Origin of the sequence: Dorea longicatena (assembly GCF_025150085.1) — a bacterium.
Lineage (GTDB): Bacteria > Bacillota > Clostridia > Lachnospirales > Lachnospiraceae > Dorea_A > Dorea_A longicatena.
Window position 1 is genome coordinate 2,757,842 of sequence record NZ_CP102280.1, and the last position, 26,616, is coordinate 2,784,457.

The 26,616-nt window shown below is 42.0% G+C and carries 20 protein-coding genes and 1 pseudogene; 4 read left to right on the top strand and 17 right to left on the bottom strand.

What is annotated here, in order from left to right:
- Nucleotides 1-15: 15 nt before the first annotated feature.
- The 5 genes from NQ508_RS13250 to NQ508_RS13270 form a co-directional block, all read right to left on the bottom strand.
- Nucleotides 16-324: a V-type ATP synthase subunit F gene (locus NQ508_RS13250; RefSeq protein ID WP_006428797.1), complete on the bottom strand. Its 309-nt coding sequence runs from the start codon at nt 322-324 to the stop codon at nt 16-18.
- A gap of 1 nt (nt 325) precedes the next feature.
- The gene (locus tag NQ508_RS13255; RefSeq protein WP_022415203.1) at nt 326-760 is read right to left on the bottom strand and encodes an ATP synthase subunit C; all 435 of its coding nucleotides are present in this window, start codon (nt 758-760) and stop codon (nt 326-328) included.
- Nucleotides 761-893: 133 nt separating this feature from the next.
- The gene (locus tag NQ508_RS13260; RefSeq protein WP_006428799.1) at nt 894-2,834 is read right to left on the bottom strand and encodes a V-type ATP synthase subunit I; all 1,941 of its coding nucleotides are present in this window, start codon (nt 2,832-2,834) and stop codon (nt 894-896) included.
- Nucleotides 2,831-3,880 carry a V0D/AC39 family V-type ATPase subunit gene (locus tag NQ508_RS13265; RefSeq protein ID WP_006428800.1) on the bottom strand — a complete coding sequence of 350 codons (1,050 nt, stop codon included), beginning with the start codon at nt 3,878-3,880 and terminating at the stop codon, nt 2,831-2,833. The genes NQ508_RS13260 and NQ508_RS13265 overlap by 4 nt, the downstream gene beginning before the upstream one ends.
- Before the next feature lie 3 nt (nt 3,881-3,883).
- Nucleotides 3,884-4,195, bottom strand: a complete 312-nt coding sequence (locus NQ508_RS13270; RefSeq protein ID WP_006428801.1) for a hypothetical protein — start codon at nt 4,193-4,195, stop codon at nt 3,884-3,886.
- 243 nt (nt 4,196-4,438) lie between these two features.
- Here NQ508_RS13270 and trmB point away from each other — a divergent pair, with 243 nt between their 5' ends.
- The 3 genes from trmB to NQ508_RS13285 all read left to right on the top strand — a co-directional run bounded on the left by trmB (nt 4,439) and on the right by NQ508_RS13285 (nt 6,985).
- A complete protein-coding gene (trmB, locus tag NQ508_RS13275; RefSeq protein ID WP_006428802.1) occupies nt 4,439-5,098 on the top strand; it encodes a tRNA (guanosine(46)-N7)-methyltransferase TrmB in 660 nt (219 codons plus the stop codon).
- An 81-nt stretch (nt 5,099-5,179) separates the two neighbouring features.
- On the top strand, nt 5,180-5,560 hold the full coding sequence (locus tag NQ508_RS13280) for a thioredoxin family protein (RefSeq protein ID WP_006428803.1): 381 nt from the start codon (nt 5,180-5,182) through the stop codon (nt 5,558-5,560).
- Between the two features lie 102 nt (nt 5,561-5,662).
- Nucleotides 5,663-6,985: a DUF1002 domain-containing protein gene (locus NQ508_RS13285; protein WP_006428804.1), complete on the top strand. Its 1,323-nt coding sequence runs from the start codon at nt 5,663-5,665 to the stop codon at nt 6,983-6,985.
- 200 nt (nt 6,986-7,185) lie between these two features.
- Here NQ508_RS13285 and glgB read toward each other — a convergent pair whose 3' ends face one another.
- Complete coding sequence (gene glgB / locus NQ508_RS13290) at nt 7,186-9,096, bottom strand: 1,4-alpha-glucan branching protein GlgB (RefSeq protein ID WP_022416449.1); 1,911 nt, start codon at nt 9,094-9,096, stop codon at nt 7,186-7,188.
- A gap of 110 nt (nt 9,097-9,206) precedes the next feature.
- On the bottom strand, nt 9,207-12,380 hold the full coding sequence (locus tag NQ508_RS13295) for a hypothetical protein (protein WP_006428806.1): 3,174 nt from the start codon (nt 12,378-12,380) through the stop codon (nt 9,207-9,209).
- A 1,362-nt stretch (nt 12,381-13,742) separates the two neighbouring features.
- On the opposite strand from NQ508_RS13295, the gene NQ508_RS13300 reads away from it, so the two are divergent.
- Nucleotides 13,743-14,309, top strand: a complete 567-nt coding sequence (locus NQ508_RS13300; RefSeq protein ID WP_006428808.1) for a biotin transporter BioY — start codon at nt 13,743-13,745, stop codon at nt 14,307-14,309.
- Nucleotides 14,310-14,440: 131 nt separating this feature from the next.
- Here NQ508_RS13300 and NQ508_RS13305 read toward each other — a convergent pair whose 3' ends face one another.
- The 10 genes and pseudogenes from NQ508_RS13305 to NQ508_RS13350 all read right to left on the bottom strand — a co-directional run bounded on the left by NQ508_RS13305 (nt 14,441) and on the right by NQ508_RS13350 (nt 26,578).
- Nucleotides 14,441-15,244: an HAD-IIA family hydrolase gene (locus NQ508_RS13305; protein WP_006428810.1), complete on the bottom strand. Its 804-nt coding sequence runs from the start codon at nt 15,242-15,244 to the stop codon at nt 14,441-14,443.
- A 5-nt stretch (nt 15,245-15,249) separates the two neighbouring features.
- The gene (locus tag NQ508_RS13310) at nt 15,250-15,990 is read right to left on the bottom strand and encodes a glycerophosphodiester phosphodiesterase (protein ID WP_044920654.1); all 741 of its coding nucleotides are present in this window, start codon (nt 15,988-15,990) and stop codon (nt 15,250-15,252) included.
- 20 nt (nt 15,991-16,010) lie between these two features.
- A complete protein-coding gene (locus NQ508_RS13315; RefSeq protein WP_006428812.1) occupies nt 16,011-17,399 on the bottom strand; it encodes an ABC transporter substrate-binding protein in 1,389 nt (462 codons plus the stop codon).
- Between the two features lie 241 nt (nt 17,400-17,640).
- Nucleotides 17,641-18,558, bottom strand: a complete 918-nt coding sequence (locus NQ508_RS13320; protein ID WP_006428813.1) for a carbohydrate ABC transporter permease — start codon at nt 18,556-18,558, stop codon at nt 17,641-17,643.
- On the bottom strand, nt 18,558-19,421 hold the full coding sequence (locus NQ508_RS13325; protein WP_044920657.1) for a carbohydrate ABC transporter permease: 864 nt from the start codon (nt 19,419-19,421) through the stop codon (nt 18,558-18,560). The genes NQ508_RS13320 and NQ508_RS13325 overlap by 1 nt, the downstream gene beginning before the upstream one ends.
- 2 nt (nt 19,422-19,423) lie before the next feature.
- The gene (locus tag NQ508_RS13330) at nt 19,424-20,566 is read right to left on the bottom strand and encodes an ABC transporter ATP-binding protein (RefSeq protein ID WP_006428817.1); all 1,143 of its coding nucleotides are present in this window, start codon (nt 20,564-20,566) and stop codon (nt 19,424-19,426) included.
- A 641-nt stretch (nt 20,567-21,207) separates the two neighbouring features.
- A complete protein-coding gene (locus tag NQ508_RS13335; RefSeq protein ID WP_006428819.1) occupies nt 21,208-23,283 on the bottom strand; it encodes a beta-propeller domain-containing protein in 2,076 nt (691 codons plus the stop codon).
- Between the two features lie 17 nt (nt 23,284-23,300).
- Nucleotides 23,301-23,798 (bottom strand): RNA polymerase sigma factor, encoded by a 498-nt coding sequence (locus tag NQ508_RS13340; RefSeq protein WP_006428820.1) that lies wholly within the window; start codon nt 23,796-23,798, stop codon nt 23,301-23,303.
- A gap of 157 nt (nt 23,799-23,955) precedes the next feature.
- A pseudogene (locus NQ508_RS13345) lies at nt 23,956-24,123 on the bottom strand (PTS lactose/cellobiose transporter subunit IIA); the annotation flags it as partial.
- 175 nt (nt 24,124-24,298) lie between these two features.
- Nucleotides 24,299-26,578, bottom strand: coding sequence for a hydratase (locus NQ508_RS13350; RefSeq protein WP_006428822.1), 2,280 nt, complete (start codon nt 26,576-26,578; stop codon nt 24,299-24,301).
- Between the last annotated feature and the right edge of the window lie 38 nt (nt 26,579-26,616).

Below are 26,616 nucleotides of genomic sequence, written 5' to 3' on the forward strand. Positions count from 1 at the left end.
CCACCTTCTTCCTGTCTATAATTTCAACCCTATCGCTTCATTTACATACGACGTGATAAAATCTTTCTTACGTCCGGTCCCGTGTCTGTCAGGAATCTCGATCAGAAGCGGCATCGTCCGCTCCAGCTTGATCTCGTCTATCAGGTCCGGGAATTCTCTTCCGAATTTCTCCGTCAGCAGAATCACACCTACATTCTTATCCTCCATGGCATTTTCGATCGCACACCGGAGTTCTTCTCTTTCATGTACCACGATTCCGTCTACCCCTGCGAGACGCATTCCTGTCAGAGTATCGATATTATCACTGATCAGATACATCTTCATCTTACAATTTACCTAAGATCATGAAGGAGATGATCAGTCCGTACAGACACACACCTTCTGCAAGACCTACGAAGATCAGTGACTTACCAAGTGCACTGGAATCCTCGCTGATTGCCCCAAGAGCCGCACTTGCTGCACTTGCAACGGCGATACCACCACCGACGCAGGAAAGACCGGTTGAAAGTGCTGCTGCCAGGTATCCGAATCCGGTTGCGTTCGATGCCGTATTGCCGGCTGCTTCTGCTGCCTGTACCGGATCTCCCGCAAAGAGCATGATTCCCGCGATCAGGACAGTACTAAAGAAGAAAAATACATTCGTGCCGATGGCTCTTTTATAACGCTTCTTCGTCCTCTGTCCGATCAGGAAATATCCGAATGGAATTACAATGCTAAGTAACAATGTTGCAATTAACAATAATCTAACTGTCAGGCTCATATTTTTGTCCTCCTGTAAATATATCTCTGAATTCTGTCTTATTATTTTTCCTCTACAGAACCTGCCACTGGCAGCTTCTTTCGAACGCATGGCGATTTATCCTCTGGATCACAAAATCACTTAAATCGTTTCTTTACTTTTCGTCACTCTGGCTGTGAAACGGCTTGAACTCCCGTCCGGTTCCCTTATAGAACCTGCTGAACATCTCATAATATTCCAGACGCAGTACCTGGATACCGACGACCAGACCTTCCAGTCCGCACACCAGCACATTTCCAAGCACGAACACGATCCAGTTCGTGTGTCCCGCACTTGCGCCGGATAACATCAACACAACCTCCATCATCGCCGCATGGCTGACGGCAAATGCACCGATACGCACATAAGAAATGGTATTGGAGAAATAGCTCAGCATCGTCTCGAACAGTTCGAAGAACGCCTGCACGAAGAACATTACCTTGCCCTCTTCCATCTTCTTATGCTGCTTTGTCACCAGATTTCCCAGCGGTTCCTTGAATACGAACAAGATCACCGGAACTCCTAGGAAGATTACCATCAGGATATTGCCCGGAACCTTATGTCCCGTCATGTAAAGCACGATCGTCAGCACCAGGAATCCGTAGAACACCAGTCCCGCGATTCCATTATGGGAAAATAACATATTTTCCACATCATGACTCTTGATCGAATTAATCACGTTAAAGATCATCACCAGGATATTCAGTCCCATGCCAAATGCAATGGCAACCACAAATACTGTGTTGAGCTGTCCGATAAACGGCAGGTTCGTCATCGCATCCACCGGCCTTAACCAGTGTGCCTGTATCACATCTTCGAATCCGAAGATACTTCCGAACATGAATCCAAAGAATGTTGAGAACAGTCCCGCAATGGATATGATCCCAGCCAGGTTGATCTTCTTAATCAGGTACAAAAGCCCGCCGAATACAAACAGGCATAAGCCCTGGCCGACATCCCCAAACATCGCACCAAAGATAAATGTATACGTCAGTGCCACGAACATCGTCGGATCCATCTCATCATTTGCCGGAAGCCCGTACATCCGGATGAACATCTCGAACGGCTTGAAGAACCTTGGATTCTTAAGCTTCGTCGGCGGCTCTCCGAAGAATTTCTCCTTGTCTTCTTCTACAACAACGAATACCTTATCATCATTCTTCGATTCCGCCAGGAATTTGTTCACATCATCTTCGCCCATCCATCCGCACAGGATGTAATAGTCTTCTTTATTATCTCCCTCTTCAATCCTTGCCGCCAGCTTGCGGACATCAAAGTTCGTAGCCAGTTCTTCCAGACGCGTCTTCGCACCTCGGAGCTTTGCGGCATTCTTTGCCATCAGCTCACTGATCTGTTTTTTAATCCCAGCAATCTCTTTCTGTTTTTCTTCAATTTCTTTTTCAAGCTCTTCACAGGCCTGCGCCGGCGTTCCTATGTATTCGGATGGAATTGCAATCCTTTCAAAATGTAAGGAATTGAATACCGAATCCACCTTACTGGAATCCGCATTCGATACGAAATAACATCCATATACATAATTTTCATTCCTCGTACCTTCGATAAATACCGCATTCAGATCATCAAATAAATATTTTTCCAGACGTTTGTAATAATTCACATCTACCCGTCCGAACCGGACTTTCATATATTTATACTTTAATGATTTCTGCATATCCAGTTCCAGTGTCCGGAACGGCTCCATGATCAGAAGCTTTTCTTTGTATTCATCTACCTGCTTCTTCGTTAACTCTTTCTTCTCCAGCAGATCCAGATAGTCATGATTGACATCCCGGATCAGGTTCAGCATATCCTCCTGATTCATCGATACATCGATCCTCTGGTCTTCATCCGCTAACAGTGCGCTGAACTGTTCTGCCTTCGCAAGCGGCTCTTTGTATGGATTGACTTCCACAAAAGGCTGCAGGTTGTCGGTCGTCTTAAGCTCCGCCGCCGCATTCTCAAGCTGCATCTCGTATTTCGACAGATACACCTCGCAGACACGGTCGATATCATTCTTCGGTCCGCTGATGCTTAAGAACTTCATCTTAACAATCATTGATTCACACCTCCTAAGTATCCTAATGTCTCTCCCTTCGTCAAACCGTAACGGATACACTCAAGGGCTGTCGTTAGTTTATAGATTTCTTCTTCTTTCAGGAACAGATACGTATTGACGATCGCGATCGAATACGGATCATTCCTTTTATCAGTCAGGTACAACTTCCGCAGGCAGTCGCGGTACATCTGTTCCAGTGTTTTATCCGTCTGCATATAATTATATTTTCCTGCATAGTACGTCTTTTCCACTTCTGCTTCAAACTGTTCCAGTGTCGGCGTCTCCACCAGTGTCTTGAATTCTTCTACTTTTATCCGATAGTGGATCGGGATCGTCATCGAATAGATATCCGGCGGAAGCATATGATAATACTTCTTCGCACGGTAGATCCACTGAAGATTCAGAAGATCGATCTTCATTCCATAGTCCTTTAAGAATATCTTCTGCTCATGTCCTTTCAGAACCCGTTTTCCCTTTTTCCACATCGTAGAAAAATAATACAGATCCAATGCCAGATCATAATCAAACAGCGTTCCCGCTCCGGAATCTCTGATTCTGGCAAGCGCACCATAATATTCCGTATCCCGTAAGTTATCTACAAGCTCGTCGATATTTTTCGAAGTTATCAACCGGTCTATGGAAATTTGTGAATATCTGTTGAAAAACTCTTTCTTGTATTCCAGATCAAATGGTTTCTCATAATGATTGAACACGATCCTCAAACAGTAGTTGATCAGATCGACTTCATACCGTTTCCAGTATAATTTTAAGAACGTCTTCTGCTCCATCCCGGCAAACCGGAAGATCCTCGAATAATCATCGAACAACGACTGATACAGGATCTTCTCCACATTTCCCCTATGATATAAGGAAACATCCATCCGCTCCACATATGGTGCATACGCCGTCTTGTCTTTCAGATATTCAATTGCTTCTGTCACTGTACCAAGACCTGCGATCGTATCATAATCTTTCTCTTTCAGAAGCTTCGCCGACATCGCACGTACCTTTGTCGTGATCCCGCTGTAAGCCATCACATTTCCCATACGCTACACCTCGATCATATGTCTTACGATTTCCTCTGCATAAATGTCATGATTTTCTTCGTATTCCCTCTTCAGATCATCAATCGCCTTCTGGTCCTTCTTCCGTTCCCGGTCCAGAACTTTCTCTACTTCCTGCTGCGACTTTGCTTTTATCTTCTCCAGTTTTTTCTGTGTCTCTTCTTCCAGGTCCCGGTCAAATTGATTCCTTTCTTCCTGTATCTGTTTTTCAATTTCACTTTTCTGCTGTCTGGCATGCTCTACGATCGCCTCCGCCGTTTCTTCCACTTCAGCCAATTTCTCAATAACAGAGTTCATAAGCCGCCCTCCTTTTTGCACATTTCACAACGAATAATTGTTACTTTTTTATCCATGTTATAATAATACACCTATTTTCTAAAATTACCACTATCATTTTGTATATATTGTATTATTTTTCTCAATTCTTCTGACAATTTCCACTTCCATTGACTTTTTCCTGCACAGACGCTAAACTAAGAACGATTTGCAAAATGTCAGAAAATCCTTGCAAATCCATTGATTATAAGGAGGAACACACATATGCGTCTTAGAAATATACCACGTGCAGAGAGCGTTCTCGAAGCCTGCAAAGAAGTTGTTAAGAATCCGGAAAGCTTATGCGGACACTGGAATCAGGAGTTCCAAAATGAACGACCGCTGCACATCGAGATCGGTATGGGAAAAGGTCAGTTTCTTCTGACTCTCGCAGCCGAAAACCCACAGATCAACTACGTCGGCATCGAACGCTATTCCAGCGTCTTATTACGTGCCGTTGAGAAATTCCAGGAACTGGAAACCGAAGGAAAAGCTCCTGCCAACATCCGATTCATCTGTATGGATGCGAATGACCTGCCGACGGTATTCGCCCCGGCGGAAGTATCCCGTATCTACCTGAACTTCTCCGATCCATGGCCAAAGGCCCGCCATGCAAGAAGAAGACTGACATCCAACGAATTTTTCAAGCTTTATGACAAAGTCCTGACTGCAGACGGAACCGTAGAATTCAAGACAGACAACCGTCCGCTCTTCGACTTTTCCGTAGAAGAACTTAAGACTTCCGAACTGTTCGTTCTGGATCAGCTTTCCTATGATCTTCATAATGACAGTAAGATGAACCAGGGAAATATTATGACCGAATATGAAGCAAAATTCTCTTCCATGGGCAATCCGATCTGCAAACTGATCGCAAAACGCAGATAAAGGAACCTCTTCCCTTTCCTTTCATATATTAATAGAGAGCATATCTTATGCTCCTGTAATCCTGTGAAAGGGTGGAAGCTTATGTTACATCTGACGACACAAAACTTTGAAAGCTTCAGGTCCTGTCACTGGCAGCTTTCTTCCGATGCACCGGCGGGTGAAAGCACGGACCATCCCGTGTTTGCCGTAGTCATGTTCTACGCCGTCTGGTGTGGAAAATGTGCAATGATGCGTCCCATTATAGAAGATCTCGAAAAAAAATATCAGAAAAAATATTCCGGCAGCATTCGCTTTTTTGAAGTAGAGACCACAGAATCCGGACTTCTCGCAGCTGAGTATCAGACAGATCTTCTTCCGACATTTCTCTTTTTCAAAGGCCAGGAACTGATCGCTGTCATGCAGGGGATGATATCACAGAACGATTTTGACGCACGTCTACAGAAAATCTTTAGAAATAGTTAATTTATATTTCCTAGGAAAACATAGTTTTTTATGCTATATTTAAGAAGTAACAGGGATAAATATATTTAATAAAAAGGGGGCATGGTGAACACACCACGCATTATGAAAAATTTAAAAAGAGCATTACCAGTTGCCATGGCAGTTGTACTTGGTTCTACTGCGGCACCATTGGTCGTAAAGGCAGATTCATCTAAAGTTGTAACACTTGGAGCCAACCTGTCAGATTCACAGAAGAATTCCATGTATGAGTACTTTGGTACCTCTTCTGACAAAGCAGAAGTCATCGAAGTTACCAATGCAGATGAAAGAAAATATCTCGAAGGGGTCGCTCCGGAAGAACAGATCGGTACCCGTACCTACAGCTGTTCATATGTAGAGCCGACCACAAGCGGCGGAATCCAAGTAAAGGTTTCCAACTTAACTTATGTTACAAGTTCTATGATCTCCAGTACACTTCTTACATCCGGTGTTGAGAACTGTAACGTTATCGCTGCTTCTCCGATCGAAGTATCCGGAACAGGCGCACTGACAGGAATCATGATGGCTTATGAGAAAGCCACCGGAACAACTCTGAACGAAGATCAGAAGGCTGCCGCAACCGACGAACTTGTCACAACAGGAGATCTGGCAAATGATATCGGACAGGACAAAGCCGAAGATGTCATGAATGATGCCAAAGAAAGCGTTATTGAAGACGGCTTAAAAGATGAAAACGATATTCAGGATGCAGTGGAAGATGCTGCCAAGAATAACGATGTCACTCTGACACAGGAACAGATCGACAAGATCTCTGAACTGTTAAAGAACATTTCCCAGTATGACTATGATGTCAAAGCACTGAAGAATACACTGAACAACATCGACGGAAAGAGCGAGGGATTCTTCTCCAACCTCTGGAATTCCATCAAAGGAATCTTCGGCGGCAGTGACAGCTCTGATGGCGGAATCATCAACAATACGGATGACAGTGCACTCGGCGATGATGTCGTAAGTAACAGCACACTGGATTCTTCCGACAACTCTTCTTCGAACAATTCCGACAGCGCAGATAATTCTTCCGACAGCAGTTCGGATGACAACAGCGATGACAGCGGATTCTGGGGCAAGATCAAGAAATTCTTCAAGGATCTGTTCGGCGGAAGCGATTCTAAAAAAGACAATTCAGATAAGAGCAAAAACGATGCCAATACAGAGGACAGCAAAGATACTGATGATGATCAGTCTGACGACACACAGAATGATTCTCTGAACAGTGATGCAGATTCTTCAGATGCCGGCACAACAGACAACTCTGCTGATGATTCTTCACTGAATAACAGTGCCGATGATCAGTCCGATACTCAGAGCAGCTTACCAGGCAGCAGCGAATCAGATTCTTCCAACTCTGATACGTCTGATTCCACAGCTAACGGCTCTGCCAACTAGACATAAGCATTAGCAGGTAATTATAGTAACAAACGAATTATAATGACAATACAGCAAACCTGCCACTGGCAGCTTTTCTTGCACACTTTGGTATAAAAACACCGGGAAGCTTAAAAAAACTTCCCGGCGTTTTTTATTTTACTTCATTCAAATTAAAATCTCTCTATTCCAAAATTTAAATAATCCTAAAATTACTCCTCTTAAAATTCAAACACAGCAACTCCGTAAGGCGGCAGCTTATAAGCAAATGAATACGGTCTTCCATCACATTCTTTTGCCTCAGCCTTATAGATCTTCTTCCTTACCTCTCCGGTTCCGCCGTATTTTTCCTCATCACTGTTCAGAATCAACTTATACTGTTTCTTTCTCGGAACTCCGACTCTGTAATCATCTCTTGCCATCGGCGTAAAGTTGCAGACGAACAACAGATTCTTCTTTGCACCTTTGGAATGTCTCATGAAACTATAGATACTTCTGTATCCATCATCCGCATTGATCCATTCAAATCCTTCCCAGCTCTGATCCATCTCATACATCGCCTTATGACTCTTATACAGATGAAGCAACGCTTTTACCCACTCTTTCATCTGCTGATGCTCCGGCTCAGCCAACAGGAACCAGTCAAGTTCTCTTTCCTCGCTCCATTCACGAAGCTGTGCGAATTCCTGCCCCATGAAAAGAAGCTTCTTACCGGCGTGTCCCATCATGAATGCATAACCAGCTTTAAGGTTAGCATATTTATCAAATCCCAGTCCCGGCATCTTATTAAGCATCGAACACTTAAGATGTACCACTTCATCATGCGACAATACCAAGATATAATTCTCACTGTATGCATAACTCATGGCAAATGTCATCAGATGATGATTATCCTTACGGAAATATGGATCCAGCTTCATATATTCCGTGAAATCGTGCATCCATCCCATATTCCACTTTAGGCTGAAACCTAAACCGCCTTCTTCCACATCACCGGTAACCTTCGGCCATGCTGTAGATTCTTCTGCGATCATGAGTGCTCCCGGATTTCTTCCAAGAACAACAGAGTTCAAATGTTTGAAGAAATCAATCACTTCAAGGTTCTTATTCTCACCATACTTATTCGCTACCCATTCGCCATCTTTCCGTCCATAATCCAGATATAACATAGACGCAACAGCATCTACACGAAGTCCGTCTATATGGAATTTTTCAATCCAGAACAATGCATTGGAGATCAGGAAATTGCGGACTTCATTTTTTCCAAAGTCAAACACTTTTGTTCCCCAGTCCGGATGTTCTCCAAGTCTTGGATCTGCATATTCATACGTCGCAGTTCCGTCAAAATCAGCAAGTCCATGTGCATCCTTCGGGAAATGGGCCGGTACCCAGTCCAGAATGATACCGATCTTATTTCTATGCAGATAATTGATCATCCATGCGAAATCTTCCGGTGTCCCATACCGGGATGTCGGTGCATAATAACCAGTCACCTGATATCCCCAGGAACCGTCAAACGGATGCTCCGCGATCCCCATCAGCTCCACATGTGTATAACCCATTTCTTTAATATATTTGGTAATTGCTCTGGCAAACTCTCTATATGTATAGAAACCTTCATCTTCCCGTCCCGGATGGCGCATCCAGGAACCAATATGTGCCTCATAGACAGACATCGGCTTATGCTTATGATTCCAGGTCTTTCTGTGGGTCATCCATTCTGTATCCGTCCATTTTATATTCTCAATATCTGTAACTCTGGATGCTGTTCCAGGTCTTAATTCCGCATAATTGGCATATGGATCTGCCTTAAATATCTGTTCTCCCGAATAAGTCTCAATACAATACTTATACATCTGATTTTTCTTCACACCAGGTATAAAACAGGTATAGATTCCCAGAGGTTCTTCTCTCTTCATCGGGTTCGCCTCTGTATCCCATTCATTGAACTCTCCGACTACCGAAACTGCCTGTGCATGCGGTGCCCATACCGCAAAATACACACCTTTTTGTTTTCCGTCCTGTACCAGATGTGCACCCAGCTTCTTATAAATCTCGTAATGATTGCCCTGTCCGAAAAGGTATTGATCCAGCTCGCCTATTTCATACGGTTTCTTCTTTTTTTCAGCCATAATTACCCCTCGCATTCTGTTGCATATTTATAACAACATTATACTTTACAAAAGGGCAAAAAGAAAGAGTTTTGACAGTTTAGTTTGTCAAAACTCTTCCAAAATCTGACTTAAATTTTAAAATCTTCTTCTTTCAGAATAATTCTGTCAGAATCATCTGTTCCCTTACCAAATACTCTTCGTGCAAGGTGTTTTACATTTGCTTTCTGTGAATGAGCAATTGCTTCATCCATGATCTCTTTAACTTCTGCAACAGATACTGCATGGTCTTCTCTTTGCATTACATCGATACGGCTGTACAGTGCAAGGATTCCCATCTCATCCAGTTTATATCCATTCTCTTTCGCATATGTCTGACCGAATGTTACCAGCTCATCATTAATGAATACCGGAAGTTCCAGTTTCGAACTGAATTTCTTCTTGAATTCCGGATTAGCTGTCATCAGACGCTCCAGAGGTTTTCTCTGATCTTCCAGTACGAAAAGTAATTCACCTGTCTTCTTTTCCATCAGATAATTAAGTTCTTTTACCGTTCTTGAATTCAGCTTGCCAGCATGTTCAATGATGATTGCTCCTCCACGAAGCTTCTGGATGATATTCGTAAGTTCTTTCTTATTCAAAGACTCACCTGTAACGATCGCTACTTTACCCTGTTTCAGATTTCTCTGTTTCTGGATTGCTTTTACGATATCAACCGCAAGAACTGTTTTACCAGATCCTTTTCTTCCGATTACCAGAAGGTTTCCTGTCTTGGAAGTACCCTCTCTCTGGGCACGTCTGTCATTATCAAGAACCTCTACGATCTGTTCACTCATTCCTCTTACCGGAACGAAATATGAGAATAACTTCTTCTGTTCTTCCGTAAGTCCTGCCTTTAATCCGATTTCACTCGTTGCACTCAGATCATATCTTCCTGTTACAACGAATCCGGTATCAAATGGAACTCCACCTTTTGACTTTTTAATTCTTGCCTGGATCTCTTCTTCGGATGGCTCTTCAATCTCTAATTCTTCTGTGTCATCCTCATCTTCGATCTCTTCTTCGTCAAAATCTTCTTCCTCAAAGTCGCCTTCGTCAAAGTCTCCTTCATCAAGATCCTCTTCCTCAAAGTCAGCTTCGTCAAAATCTTCCCCTTCAAGGTCTTCGCCAAAATCAAGCTCTTCGTCATCGTCGATCTCTTCTTCGTCGAAATCCTCTTCGTCCATATCTTCTTCAAAGTCGCCTTCGTCAAAATCGGTTTCTTCATCATCTATGTCTTCAAAGTCGTCTTCGTCATCGGCTTCGTCAAAATCGGCCTCTTCAAGTTCTTCCTCGTCAAGATCTTCTTCCTCAAAGTCAGCTTCGTCAAAGTCTTCCTCGTCGAAATCTTCTTCCTCAAAGTCGCCTTCGTCAAAGTCTTCTCCTTCAAGATCTTCTTCCTCAAAGTCGCCTTCGTCAAAGTCTTCCCCTTCAAGATCCTCTTCCTCAAAGTCGCCTTCGTCAAAATCACCTTCCTCGAAACTGCTTCCATTCATATCCAGTCCGTCAAGCTCATCTTCGATTCCTTCTATGAAATCTTCATCCATTCCCGGACCGTCTTCAAATTCTTCCTCATAAATCTCATCTTCGGAATCTTCATTTTCACTCTCCATCTCTTCCATCAGACGGACAATGTCATCCGGTATTCTCTGTGTATTTCTTTCAGATTCTTTCTCGTCGGCTGCCTCTTCCTCAGCTTTTCTTGCTGCCTCTTCCTCGGCCTTTCTTCTGGCCTCTTCTTCAGCTGCTTTTCTTGCTGCCTCTTCCTCGGCTTTTCTTCTGGCTTCTTCTTCAGCCTTTCTTCTGGCCTCTTCTTCGGCTGCTTTTCTTGCTGCCTCTTCCTCGGCTTTTCTTCTGGCTTCTTCCTCAGCTGCTTTTCTTGCTGCTTCTTCTTCAGCCTTTCTTCTGGCCTCTTCTTCGGCTGCTTTTCTTGCTGCCTCTTCCTCGGCTGCTCTTCTTGCTTCTTCTTCAGCCTTTCTTCTGGCCTCTTCTTCGGCTGCTTTTCTTGCTGCCTCTTCCTCAGCTGCTTTTCTTGCTGCCTCTTCTTCAGCTTTTCTTCTGGCCTCTGCTTCAGCTGCTTTTCTTTCTACTTCTTTGCGCTCTTCTTCCTGACGGATTCTTGCCTGTTCTCTTTCCTTCTGGAGACGCTCCTCATCTTTGGCTTTCTGCTTTGCAATCGCCTCTTCATGATCTTTCTGTTTTGCTTCCCATTTCTGAAGGATATCATCGATCATCATCTGACCGTTTGCCAGGATTTCATCCTCGCGCTCTTTCATTGCTTCTTCTTCAATATTAATACCGCTTGCAACAGCAACACCCTGTGCCAGAGCTTCTTCTAATGTGGCCCCCGTAACTACCTGTTTGATTGCTGATGCATGCTCTTCAGGTGTCTCAACAGATGCTTCCGGTTCTTCTTCCCTGTACATCGGAGTCTCTTCCACTGCTGCAGTTGCTTCCGGTACAACTTCCTCCGGTACGACATCTGCCTGTGCGGCTTCCTCCGGTATTTCAAACTCTTCCTGCATCGGAACCGGCTCCGGCGGAATCTCCTGTACTTGTGCATCATCTATTCTCTGCACCGTACTTTCCTGTACCTCTTCCTCAGAACCTTCATCATATTCATTCTCATCGTCAACTTCTTCCAATGTTGACTCCGTCTGTTTTACAGGTTGCGGCTGCTTCTTTACTGCTCCCGGACGGCTGTCATATTTTTCCTGCTGAAGCGGCGTCAGTGGCTTATACTTCATCTTAAGTTCCATCGCCAGGTATACATACTTTCCTTCGCTGAACCAAAGAATCAGGTCATCACATTCTTCCAGACATTCCGCAGTCATTCCCGCCTCATCATATAACTTGGCAAGTTCATATGCCCATTTTTCAATATATTCCGCTTTTTTAAATTCTTCCAACGCCGCAATCTGATCCGAAAGTGCTGCTCCCTGAGTTCTCAGGATCTTATACTTCAGGATATATTGATTCGGGTCTTTTGGCGCCAGCTTAACAAACTCTTCATAACAGTCTGTCGCTTCTCTGATATCCTTAATCTTTAATGCCAATGTACCTAATCGATATACGATTTTACGGCTTCCCGGTGCTCTGTCAAATGCCAGGAATAAGATATCTCTCCCTTTCTTAAATTCTCCGTTATATTCATAAATCTCACTTACCGTATTAAGCATAGAAGCGTTCTTTACTCTTCGCCAGTCTATACTTTCAGCAATATCCATTGCTTTCTGGTATTCCTTTTTTTCCAGATGATCAAGCATCTGCTCGGTCTTTACCCTATATTCATATTTATCCAATATTTCTCACCTCAAATATTTATTTTAAAAAAGCGTATTTCCCTACAATTTTACTTATATAAGTTTATCATATGACCTGTCTATTGTCAAAATATCCGGTTAAATATGTTAAAAAAATATTACAAAAGTTACAAAAGTTTATAATTTATTGTCGGCAGCTTCTTCCGAATGCATGGCAATGCCGAAAACCTGCCACTGGCAGCTCCTTACGAACGCATGGCGATAAAAAAACAGCCATCATAATTCTTTTTATTATGATGGCTGTTACATATTCAATTTTATCATATACTTTTCATTTGTTTCGGAGAATTAATTATTATTTTATTCCCTGACGCCTTTTTATGTATTTCAATGATCTTTTACTCATTGTCCTACATGTTCATTCAAATCTACTATTCATGTTTCTTTACACATTTTAATAATATATTTAAATATATGGTATTATGTTCAATATGTTTACAGTTTTTTTATTTTTATTATCCGGTTTTATTTTCTCCGTTTATTTTTATTATTATCTGAATCTCCTCTACCGGCCTTTTTATCTATTATTATAAAGGCTTACTCTATGGGAATTTTTAACTGTCATACCACTAACATATTGATTCGATGATTCTACTGTGTCCATTGGATTAAGCCTCCTTTTCATAAATTTCCAATCAACATATCTCACCGACATATGAAATATTTTTTATCCTTATAAACTTTTTTCATTCTTTATACACATAAAATATAAATGATATTTATTACCTTGTCTCTTTCATTAAGATTATTCCTATATCCCCGTGATATCATTTTATAATCTTACCTCATCCATTCTCTATCTTTACAATATACTTTACGATATCTAATATTCGATGCATTACCAAATACTTTATACCTATATATGCATTTTAGATTTCTAAATGAATCGGAACTCTGATAATAAAAATTCTCTTATAAAATATATGCTATAGAATTTTCAAGATTCCCTTTCTCGTCAGAAATTCTTTTTTGTTTATTTTGGATTTCCTTTGGATTGATTACATAATATCATTCGGCTTTTATTTTGTCAATACTTTTTGCAATTTATTTTATTTATTTTTCATTATTTCATTTTAGCAATTGAATTGTCTGATTTTTCTTTATTTATTTTAATGTTTACACAATACTATACATTTTCAAATCGTATGCTTTTGTTAACATCATACGCTTGCACATGTCCAATTGTTAACCAGCCATCTTTTGTAGTTGACATTTTATCCTGTTTATTTTATACTTCTGTTATATTTTTGATATAAAACTAAAGGAAAGGAGTTCTGCCATGTCGTACGGCAGACAATTACCACTATGAACAACACAGTAAATAGCACAACAACGAAAAAGCTTTCCACCCGCAAACTGGTTCTGATTGCTTTGATGACTGCAATCACCTGTATCTTCGCTCCTATGGCGATTCCGATTCCGGTCAGCCCGGTACCGATCAGTCTTACCAACCTGGTGATCATGATCAGTATCTATGTACTTGGTTTTAGAGATGCAACCATCAGTTACATCGTATATCTGTTACTTGGTCTTGTCGGTCTCCCTGTATTTTCCGGTTTTACCGGTGGATTAGGAAAGCTTGCAGGTCCTACCGGCGGATACCTGATTGGTTTCATCTTCCTTGCACTGATTTCCGGACTGTTCGTTGATAAATTTCCAAAGAACAGAATCCTGGCAGTTGTCGGTATGATCATCGGTATGGCAGTCACTTATATCTTCGGTACAGAGTGGCTTGCGATCCAGTTAAAAATGTCATTCGTTGCAGCACTTTCTATCGGAGTAATCCCTTATCTTGCCGGTGATGCAGTGAAGATTATCATTGCGATCATCGTCGGACCTGTACTCCGCGCACGTTTGCAGATATTTCAGTAATATCATCTATTACTGAAATATCTGCAGAACCTGCTGCCGCATGTTCTTATACAAAAATACACAATACAGGAAAATCAAATTAACATGTTCTTCCTTGTATTGTGTATTTTTATTATTCCAACATTCTTTTTCTAGCACAAACTGCTTAGCCACTTCCGACGTAGTTCTTCCACCGACCTCATAATATAATCCGGATGGTATTTATATTTCTTTTCTTCTTCCTCAGTTGCCTCTCCCGTAAGCACCAGCACGGTATCTATCCCGGCATTGTATCCACACAAAATATCCGTATACAGACGATCTCCTACGATTACTGTCTCTTCTTTCCTGTAATTATTTCTCCTTAATGCCAGTTCTGCTATATCAGGTTCCGGTTTCCCGATAAAATGCGGCATCCGTTTTACTGCATGTGCCAGCATCTCACAGATTGCTCCGCAGTCCGGTACATATCCGAACTCGATCGGACACACATAATCGGGATTCGTAGCAAGATAGTCTACCTTCTTTGTACTTAGAAGTTTACAGGTGTCTGTCAATTTCTCATAAGTGAGCTGATTATCATAAGAGATTACCACACAGGTAATCTCCTCATCTTCACAATCCGTTGTCACACGGATCTTATTCTTCTTCAATTCCCGGATGAATGATTTCGTCCCTAATACATAGATCAGTTCTCCGTCATGATGTTTCTTCAGATAATCAATCATTGCATAAGATGCTGTCAGAAAATTCGTATATTCCGTATGAATTCCAAGCCTCTGAAAAAAACGGATATAATCTTCCACACTTCTGGTCGCATTATTGGTAATAAAGACATACTGCCCGCCATTTTCTTTAATGTCTCTTAAAAACTTTGCTGCACCTTCGATCAGTTGATTTCCTTTGCAGATCGTACCATCTATGTCCAGAAGGAACAGTTTCTTTTCTCCCAGCATCCGCTTTAGTTCTCACTTTCTTTCCGGACACGGACGGCCACATCTGGATAATTTGTGATCACTGCAGTTATGCCTACTTCTATCAGTTCTTTCATATCGGTTTCTTCATTCACAGTCCAGACACGGACCTTCAGACCACTCTTTTTATATTCTTTCAGGAAATCGGCCATCTTCACATGATATACCGCCGGATGTAAACCATCTACGTTTGTCTCTTTGGCATATCCTCCCACGTTCAATATTACGTCGCTGTACAGATACGCCGTCTCTGCATCCGGTACGATTTCTTTCAGCCGCTGCACACTGTAATGATTGAAAGACGAGTATACGATCCGGTCTTTCATTCCTGTTTCTTCTACAATCTCTGCAACCTTTTTCTCAATATCCGGATACCAGTAAATTCCCGTCTTTAATTCTATATTTACCTGAATGCCGGATGGTTTTACTGCTTCCAAAACTTCTTTTAATGTCGGAATTTTTGACTGGTTGTATGCAGGAAATCTATCCTTTAATACAGTCAGTTCTTTTAATTCCTGAAGTGTATAATCTTTTACATAACCGGTCTTATCTGTCACCCGGTCGATTGTCTCGTCATGAATGACAACCGGAATTCCGTCGCTGGATAATTGTACATCCAGCTCGATTCCGTCCGCCCCCTGTCTGATTGCCAGGGCAAATGCCTCCAGTGTGTTTTCCGGAGCATAGCCGCTGGCACCTCTGTGCGCAAATACTTTTGTATTACTCAATTGTAACGCCTCTTCTTTTTCTAATTATTTACAGTGTTATAGTCTTTGATGGATTTGTTAATCGTATCTGACATTTTCTGTACCGCTGTATCTACATCTTCTTTTCCATTCAGCATACTTTCAATTTCAGATTCTACCGTTGCTCTTGCCTCTGGGAATACGCTCAACAACGCTCCGCAATACTTCGGTGAAGAATCATGCAGCTGATCGATCGCTGTCTGGAACTGTGGATACTGTGCAATGTTGTCTTTAAATGTCTGCTCGTCCTGTGACTTTGTTGTAACTGGAAAATAACCTGTCTGTGCATTCCAGTATGCCTGAGACTCTGGAGAGATCAGGAATTTTACGAATTCCCATGTTGCACGGAGTTTCTTTGGATCTTTATTGTCCAGAGCCCACAAAGATGCACCACCGATAGACACGCCGCCTTTATCACTTTCTTTTACCTTAGGGAAGTATGCTGTTCCAACATTGAATTTACCATTCACATCCTGAAGAATCTGCTTTAAGGATGCTGTAGATCCCAGTGTAATTGCTGATTTTCCTGCTGAGAAATCTGCAAGTCCTGCGTCCCCGCCTTTTCCTACGATCGGTGCATATCCATCTTTATTTAATTTCTGCCACTCAGTCAGAATATTTTTGGCTGCACCGTTTTTATCAAACTCAACTGCTGTTGCTGTCTTATCTCGTCCATTTCCATTATTTGCATAGTTAAGTCCCTGTTTTCCGATAAGTTCCTCGAAGAACCATCCATAGATTCCAAGAGACATTACTTCACTGGCTCCGCCTTTTGACATCAGCTGTTCACCAATCTTATCAATTCCTTCCAGACTGTCAGGTACATCCGTGATTCCTGCTTTGTCGAACATGTCTTTATTATAATACATGATCGGTGTAGAGGAATTAAATGGCATAGAATATAATTTATCATCAATTGTATAATATGCTGACAAGTTTGGTTCGATCTGAGACACATCATATTTATCTGCATCGATCATTTCCTGCATCGGAACGGTCCATCCGGATTCGATCATAAATCGTGTACCAACTTCATATACCTGCACCAGATCTGCACCCATGTTACCGATCTGTGCACTCTTTAACTTATTCAGGGAATCATCATACTCGCCCTGATACTGTGACTCTACTTTGATTCCATATTTGTTCTCGTCATTGAACTTCTTTACCAGCGCATCAATTGCCTGCCCGTTAACACCACCCATGGAATGCCAGAATGTGATCGTTGTTCCATCTACGTCTTTTGCATCAGCCATTTCTACTTTTTCATTGCTGTCTTTACTTCCGTCGGAACCATTCTGGCTCACAGATGATTTTCCATTGCCACATCCTGCCAGCATTCCGGCTGCCATTGCTGCCACAAGCAATAATGAAACTGCTTTTTTCTTCATAATACTTTTCCCTCCTGAGAAATTTTTGTTTTCATTTTTGTAATATCAGAGATAAATATTGGTTTGCAGATTATTTTATTCATTTATCTCTGATATCCTGGTATTGTACGTGTATGTGGTATACACAGATGTTATATGCAGAGAACTTGCCACTGGCAGCTTCTCTTGCATACTTTGATATATAGAATCGGGACCGTACGTATTTTTATTTCCCGTTTCTACTGTTATAATGTTAGAACCTTTAGCCTTTTACGGCTCCCGAGAACATTCCTCTGATCAGCTGTTTCTGACCTATGATGAAGATGGAAATCGACGGGATAATGATCATCACAACTCCCGCGATCATCAGTGTGATCGACTGCGAATCTACGCTGTCCAGCATGCTGATACCGATCTGTACCGTTCTCATATTGTTGGAACCTGTAACCAGTAATGGCCACATATACATGTTCCATGCATTAATAAATGTATAGACTGCCATTGCCCCGATTGCCGACTTGGTAAGCGGAATTAGGATCTTGGCAATAAATCTTAAGTTACTGCATCCATCCAGTTTTGCAGATTCATATAAAGACATCGGGAAGGTCATATAGAACTGACGAAACAGGAAGATTCCCATTGCCGATGTCAGGTATGGAATAATCAGTACCGGATAAGTGTCCAGGATTCCCCAGTTACCTACTGTCAAATAATTGGAGATAATCGTTGCTTCTCCAGGGACCATCATCGTTGCCATAACGACTGCGAATAATAATCCTTTTCCCTTAAAATCCAGGAATGAAAATGCAAATGCTGCCAGCGAGCATGAGATGATCTGCCCGATCGTAATACATCCTGCCATGATGAATGAGTTCACGATAAACCGGAATAACGGCACCGTTGTAAATGCCTCTTTAAAATTCTGTAATGTCGGATGCTTTGGAAGCAGATTCAGATCTGTTGTAAATAATTCATTCGATGGCATAAATGCGATGCTTATTGCATACAAAAGTGGAAGTAAAATCAATACTGCAAATACAACATTTGCCACAAGTCTTAATGCTGTACGGCTTCTCTTTTTCGCAAGTGCCCTGGCATTCATTTTATTCTTTAATTCCAGAAGTTCGCTTTTTGATAAACGTCCCTCCATTGGAATTGCCATACTTTCTGACTGACTCATTAATAATTCACTCCCTTCTTTTCAATACGGAACATTACCAGCGTTACCAGCATGATGATCACAAATAAGATAACTGACTGTGCAGATGCGCTTCCGAATTTATAATTGAAGAACGCATCCCGGTAAATGGAATATACGATTACATTGGTCGATTCATTCGGTCCGCCCTCTGTCAGGATCTTGATCTGTCCAAATGACTGGAAAGCCTGAATAATATTTACCACTACGGTGTAGAACATGATCGGTGAAAGTCCCGGAAGTGTTAAGCTGAAGAACTGCTGTACTCCGCTTGCCCCGTCCACGGATGCTCTTTCATAAATGGTCTCGTCAATATTTCCAAGTCCTGCCGAAAAATACAGGAAGTTAATCCCACTGTTCAGCCATGCCGTCAGGATTGCCACACAGTAAAGTGCTGTGTGCGGATCATTCAGCCAGTTGATATCCAGTCCCAGAAGCTTATTTACAATTCCGACTGCCGGATGAAGCATGATCTGGAATATCATGGCTGCCGAACTTGATGCGATTGCCATCGGCAGTGCATATGCCGTACTGAATACCCGGATTCCCGGAAATGCCTTATTACACAGTACTGCTGCGATCAGTCCCAGAAGCATTCCGCCGAATACTACGATCACTACAAAGATTAACGTTACTTTCAAACTATTTCTAAATGACTCTGAAGTCAGCAGATCCACATAGTTCTGAAGTCCTACGAACAACTTTGCCTGTCCCATTTTATTTGTCATAAACAGACTTAAGTAAACTGTCTTCACAAATGGATAGAACAGAAATATGGCAAATATCAGAAGACTGGGTACCAGATAGAAATATGGCGTAATCCGCAATTTCTTTTTCTTTTTCATTCTTAACATCCTTTCCTGTACAAGACATTTTCTTCTGTCTCTATATCAAATACATGGGCACGGTCCATATCAAAATACAGCTTCACCTTTTCTCCCACCTTTGTCTGGTTGGATGGCTGCAATCTGACCGCATGTGTTTTATGCTGCTCATCAAAATACAGCACCACTTCTGCACCAAGCATTTCTCTTGTCACAACAGTCTCTTCCACGCCTACACTGTTCTGCTCGAACCCACCGGCTTTTGCCTCTTCATACTCATAGATGTCTTCCGGGCGGATTCCTAAGATCACTCGTTTTCCATTGTATTTTTCACGGATGATTTCCGCATTCTGTCCGGTCAAATATACCTTCTTCACAGGTCCGGTTGTTGCAAAAATCAATGCCGTCTTCTCTCTTTCTGCATACACATCACATGCGATAAAGTTCATCGACGGAGAACCGACAAATCCTGCTACAAATTTGTTGATTGGATTGTCATAAATGCTCTGCGGTGTATCTACCTGCTGGATCAGCCCGTCTCTCATAACCACAATTTTTGTTCCCAATGTCATCGCTTCTGTCTGGTCATGCGTAACATAGATGATTGTTGTATCCAGTTCTTTATGTAATTTCTGAAGTTCCACACGCATCTGGGCACGTAATTTGGCATCCAGATTGGAAAGTGGTTCATCCATCAGAAATGCTTTCGGCTGTCGGATGATTGCCGCTCCGATCGCCACTCTCTGCTTCTGCCCTCCGGACAGTGCAACTGGTTTACGGTCTAGCAGGGAATCAATCTCCAGGATCTTTGCCACCTGTCTGACTTTCTGATCAATCTCCTTTTTTGGTACTTTCCGGATCTTCAGTGAATAAGCAATATTTCCGTAGACCGTCATATTCGGATATAATGCATAATTCTGAAATACCATCGACATATCCCTCTCTTTCGGTTCCAGGTAATTGCAGAGTTTTCCATCAATCCATAACTCACCATCTGTAATCTCTTCAAGACCTGCTATCAATCTTAATGTCGTTGACTTTCCACATCCGGAAGGCCCAACAAAAATCACAAACTCTTTATCATGAATGTCCAGATTAAAGTCCTTTACTCCATAATGCTCTGAATCGAATTGCTTACAGACATTCCTCAACGCAATTTCTGACATTCCTTTTCCTCCTTTGCAGCCTGATGACTGCTTTCTTTTTCATCATTTCTCGTACGGTGAATATCCTATCACTTTTGTTTAGGGGGCTCTATCATGGTTTTACAAAGATTTTGTTAAATGTTGGTAATTGAATTGGCGGGAAGATTTAACAAATTTTACTTGTATTTAATGCATCAGGCTGACGGATACCCGGACCAGAATAAAAAGTAGGAAACCGTTCCTGTTCAGGTTGCGTCGGTGGGAAATACTAAAGCGTCAAAATTATGCTAAAAGCGGGCCTTCGAAATTTGCAACTCGCCATCCGGCTCAAACAAGCAATTTTCGAAAACTCAACGCATAATTTTGACGCTTAACTATTTCCAACACCTCCTACACATTCACTGGAACGGTTTCCTACTTTTTATTCCGTGTGTATCGAATGCCTGAAGAATTAAGTGCCGGAAGTGTAACCTTTGTGGTAACGGAAGGTTATGAAATACAACTATAAAAAATTTGAAATATTAGCGGATTTATAAGGATTATCGCTAATTTCTGTACTGTAGTGGCCGACACAAAGGTTACTGCTCCTGGTACTTAATTATTAACTTCCGCAACCAGTCACGACTTAAGTTAATACATTAAATATCAATTAAACACCTAATTTACAATATGATATCCCCGGTTTTCTCCCCTGTATTCATATCATAAGCTTCAATAATATTTCCACTGATCACATACAGTGTATCTTCTATATATATTCCACGGACACCCTGCGAAGTATTTCCATTGATGTCTTCTTTTAGAATTGTGTCGAATTTCTTTTCTTTTTCGTTATAGGTCAGCAGGCAGTATGTTTCTCCATTCTGGCTGTAACCAGAGAATCCGATTCGGTTTTTGGCCGCATCGACAAGAACTGATTTGTAATCGTATGCTGCATTTGTTCTATAAAGATCATCCAGAACAAGTGTGGCTTCTTCTTTGACATCTGCGCGGTCTAAAATATCAAACATGGTAACTTTCACACCTTCTGACATGCCAGATTCTTCATCTGTTGACATACCGATTCCAAGCAATTTATCCTCTCCGTAAAAATGCAGGTATTCCGAGAATCCCGGAATCTTTAACTTACCGAGAATCTTAGGTTTTTCTGGATCAGACAGGTCTACGCTGAATAACGGATCTACCTGCTCGTATGTCACAAAATATCCGGTCTCTCCCATGAATCTTGCGGAATAGATGGACTCTCCTTTCGCCAGATTCTCAATAGAACTGATTTTGTCTAATTTTTTATCCAAGATTATTACCAGATTTTCATCATTATTGGTTGTAAATAATCTCAGATTCCCTTTGTATTCATCCAGAGAAAAGGTATCATTCAGGTATCCTTTTACTTTTCCCTGCGCTACAGCCTTTAGTTTCCCTTTCGTATAAGAAATCTTTCTAAGGGTTGTTACAGTCTGATTCTCCTGCTGCCATTCTGATTCGTAATAATAAATGTTCTTTCCGCTGACATACATCTTCCCTCCCCCAGAAAGAACTGCTTTATTATCTACTGTCTCATCCGGTTTACTGATATCCACAGAGCTGATTACTTCGTACATCGTTCCGCAGTTCACCGGCGGCAGACAGATGCTGGCCTGGCTCATCTCTTTATCATTCACAAGCGGTACATAAGTTAGCGGTTTCTCTTTTACCATATCACTGCCTGTATAATATTCACTGAACAGATACAGATACCCATCCGCCATACGGGAAGAATGATAAGTGCCACTCTGTGTGACTTCGCCTTCTTTGACCGGCTTTTGTATATTTTCTATATTATAAGTAACCGCTGCTGTATTCGATTGATTCCAGTTATCTGTGTTCACCTGCTTCTTACTATTCTTATCCGTGCAGTCTTTCTGACATACAACAATTAATTTTCTCTGTTCTGTATTTACATAAAATTCCTGGATATTATACTCTTCTCCCAGTGTAATTTCGTTATATTTTTTTAATCCATTCCTGACATCTACAATGTCGATCGTCCGTCCATTGTCTTCTCTCACATACAGGTATGTTCCATCTGTTTTAGCAATGTCACCCTCGTCTACGCCGGATTGACGGATATTGGTCTGTGAATAGTTCCCGTTTGCAGCCGTTGTTGCAATACCAGTATCTGTTGCAGAAGCTGTCGATGAAGGTGCTGTTGATTTTGCTATTGAAGACTCTGTTGATTTTGCTGTTGAAGCAGAATCCTGTACATCGATCTCATTCCCGCCTCTTGCATACATTGCTATGCCGGAATTATCCTGTGCGCGTTTGATATATTTATAGATTTCATCATAACTTCGGGCTGCCCGGATTTTTTTACTGTTACTGATCTTATTTTCTGTATTGCTATTTCCTGCACTGCTGCCTGCATTGCTACCTGACACACCTGAAGAATTTATCACTCCATTATGCATCCTTCCATACTGCCACACTACAGTTCCCGCCACGACCGCCACACAGGCTGCCGCTACAAGTCCGATCTGGTACGGGCGGAAATGCTTCTTTTGCTTTTTATTCTCTAATAATTTTGCTATGTTTTCCGGCTTCAGACGATTCAGAACTTCTGTATCTTCCGACATTTGTAAAATCTGGTCTACTATATTCTGTTCACAGTATTCATTCTGTTTTTTCCCATTTTTCTGATACTCTTCAGAACCTGTCTCTTTTTTATACCCGGTTTTCTCATATTCATTCTCACGCTTCATACATTTTTCACTCCCTTCTACCGCATCATATGTTCTCTGTATCCGTCCAGCACACATTCCATCTTCCTTAGTGCCCGGCTGCGCTTCGACCGCACCGTATTCGGATTCAGTTTCATCATCTCTCCAATCTCCTGGCTGCAATATCCACCGAATACAGATAGACCCACTAAGATCTGTTCCTCTTCAGACAATACGAAAAAAGCCCTCCTTACATCAATCGCCAGATCATAATCCGGTAACGTGGACTGCTCTGGAAATTCTTCTTCTCTTTCCGGAGATTCTTTCGAAACTTTCTTCCATTTCTTCTTACATTTATTGGTAAGAATCGTAAAAATCCAGCTGCGGAATGCTTCTTCTTTTTTTAATTTATGTATATTCTCGTAAGCTGTAACGACCGCTTCACTTACTGCATCTTCTGCTTCCTGCGGGTCCTTCATCAGGCACAGTGCATAACGGTACAGATCGCGGTAGGCAGCCTCGTACATTTCCGAGAATTTCTTTACACTGCATTTCATATCGTGCCCTCCCTCAGATATGAGTTTTTATAATTTTTTTGTTCTTATATATATTATCTATATATAAGAGTCTTTTGCTTCAAATTCTGTTGCATGTATCTTATCATATTTTTTTGTTTATATTGGAGAGAAAAAAGGTTATTAAAATAATTCTAATTTATTTGTTCACTTTTTTATAAAGTTCAATCATTTCTTCTGCCAGAACCTTGAATACTTCCGTACTCATCATCTGGTCTTCCGCATGTGCAAGGATGAGGCTCATCTTCACGTCTTCACCGACCACTTCTTTCTGCATCAGATCTGTATGTGGTTCATTGCTCTGGCTTAAGAGTTCGTCGCCCTACTTGATCAGTTCTTCACGAACACATGCCAATCTTCAGGACCTGCCACTGACAGCTTCTTTCGAATGCACTGGCAATAAAAAACACTCCGAAAGGTCACCTAAACCTTCCCGGAGTGCTTTTTTGTCCGCATCTGTAATTTATACTATTATTTACTGCCTATCCTCTATAATAATTGATCAGACATCCTTTCAGGATGATCTCTCTTTCCGCATCGGTCATATCACCAAGCTTCAGAGTGATCTCTTTCAGAGAATCTCCAACCACATAAGCCTTGATCTCGGCACTCTTATCTTCCACCGCTTTTCTGATCTCCGGCACGAAGATATAGTCGCCGTTACGGAAGCTTAAGTTCTCGTAATCTTCCTCCGTGATAAATGGAAGCATACCCCAGTTGATCAGGTTCGAACGATATCTCTTGGTTGCATATTCGTTCGCAATATTTGCCCAGCCGCCGAGTACCTTCTGACAGGATGCTGCCTGCTCTCTTGCAGAACCATCTCCCGGTTTTACTGCAAAGATCGTGCTTCCGATTCCGAGATTACCTTTTCCTGTCTCCGGATATGTCTCGTGGATCTTATCCATAACCGGTTTCAGTTCATCTAATACTTCTAACGGACACTGTCCTGCTTCAATTGCTTTCTCAGCTTTCTGTACTTCCTTCGCACGGCCTACATAAGCAGGATCTTTTCTGGACAATGCAAATTCTGCAAGTCCCAGAGGGTTGGATCTGTAAGATGAGGTCTCACCGGATGGAATCAGTTCATCTGTTGTGGTGACCGGATCATGGATCTCAGATACCACTTTCAGAAGTAAGTTTTCCGGAAGTGCTGCCATTGCAGGCCAGTCTTTGATATTTGGTCCGAACTTGATCTCTACCGATGGATCTGCTACACCATGGCTGTCGAAGACACGGTTCGCATAAATGTTCTTATCAAAATGATAAGTCTGTCCTTTATATTCCACATCCATGTCAGTTGCAGGTGTAAGGAATCCCTTATTTGCTGCTGTTGCTGCGATGGAACGTGCATCCATAAGTGCAACAGATGCGATCTGTCCGCTCTGAAGCTTAGAGCCTTCACGGTTCGGGAAGTTTCTGGTTGAGTGACGAATGGAGAACGCATTATTGGCAGGTGTATCTCCGGCACCGAAGCAAGGTCCGCAGAATGCTGTCTTCACAATCGTTCCTGCTTCCATAAGGTCAGCAACTGCACCGTTCTTTACAAGTTCCATGTAAATCGGTGTACTTGCCGGATATACGCTGAATGTAAATTCATCAGAACCAATGTAATGTCCTTTGATAATGTCTGCTGCAGCACAGATATTTTCAAATCCACCACCGGCACATCCTGCGATGATTCCCTGATCCACATATAACTGTCCGTTCACAATCTTATCCTGCAGAGAATAATTAACTGCTCCGTCCAGGCTTACGAGAGCTTTCTGCTCTACATCGTGAAGGATGTCTTTTAAGTTCGTTCTTACTTCGTCAATCGTGTACACATTAGACGGATGGAACGGCATTGCGATCATTGGCTTGATCTCGCTTAAGTTCACATATACCATACCGTCATAGTAAGCAACAGCTCCAGGATTCAGCTCTTTATAATCTTCGCTTCTTCCGTGAATGTCGTAAAATTCTTTAATCTTGTCGTCGGTCTTCCAGATAGATGACAGACAGGTGGTCTCGGTTGTCATAACATCGATACCGATACGGAAGTCAGCGCTTAATTTACTTACACCAGGTCCTACGAATTCCATTACTTTATTGTTAACATAGCCATTTCCAAATGTTGCACCGATGATCGCAAGTGCTACGTCCTGTGGTCCGACACCTTTCATTGGTTCGCCGTCTAAGTAGATTCCGACTATGCCCGGCATCTTGATATCATAAGTCTTATTCAGGAGCTGTTTTACAAGCTCCGGTCCGCCTTCTCCCATAGCCATGGTTCCGAGTGCTCCGTAACGGGTGTGGCTGTCTGATCCTAAGATCATCTTGCCGCCGCCGGCTAACATCTCACGAGCAAATTGATGGATGACTGCCTGATGAGGCGGTACATAGACTCCACCGTATTTCTTCGCGCAGGTAAGACCAAACATGTGGTCATCTTCGTTGATGGTTCCTCCAACCGCACAAAGTGAGTTATGACAGTTCGTAAGTACATAAGGAATCGGGAATTTTTCAAGTCCGGATGCTCTGGCCGTCTGAATAATTCCGACAAATGTAATGTCATGGGACGTCAGCTTATCGAACTTGATCTGCAGACGATCCATATTTCCTGAGGTATTATGCGCTGCCAGAATGTTATATGCCATCGTATTCTTTGCAGCTTCCTGTGGAGTCACATCTTTACCTGTCTTTGCAGCAACTGCTTCTTTTTCTTCCACAATCTCTGTTCCATTCAGTAAATAGACTCCCTTGTCATATAATTTCAGCATGTTTTGTCCTCCTACTATCGTGTTATAAATATATTGAA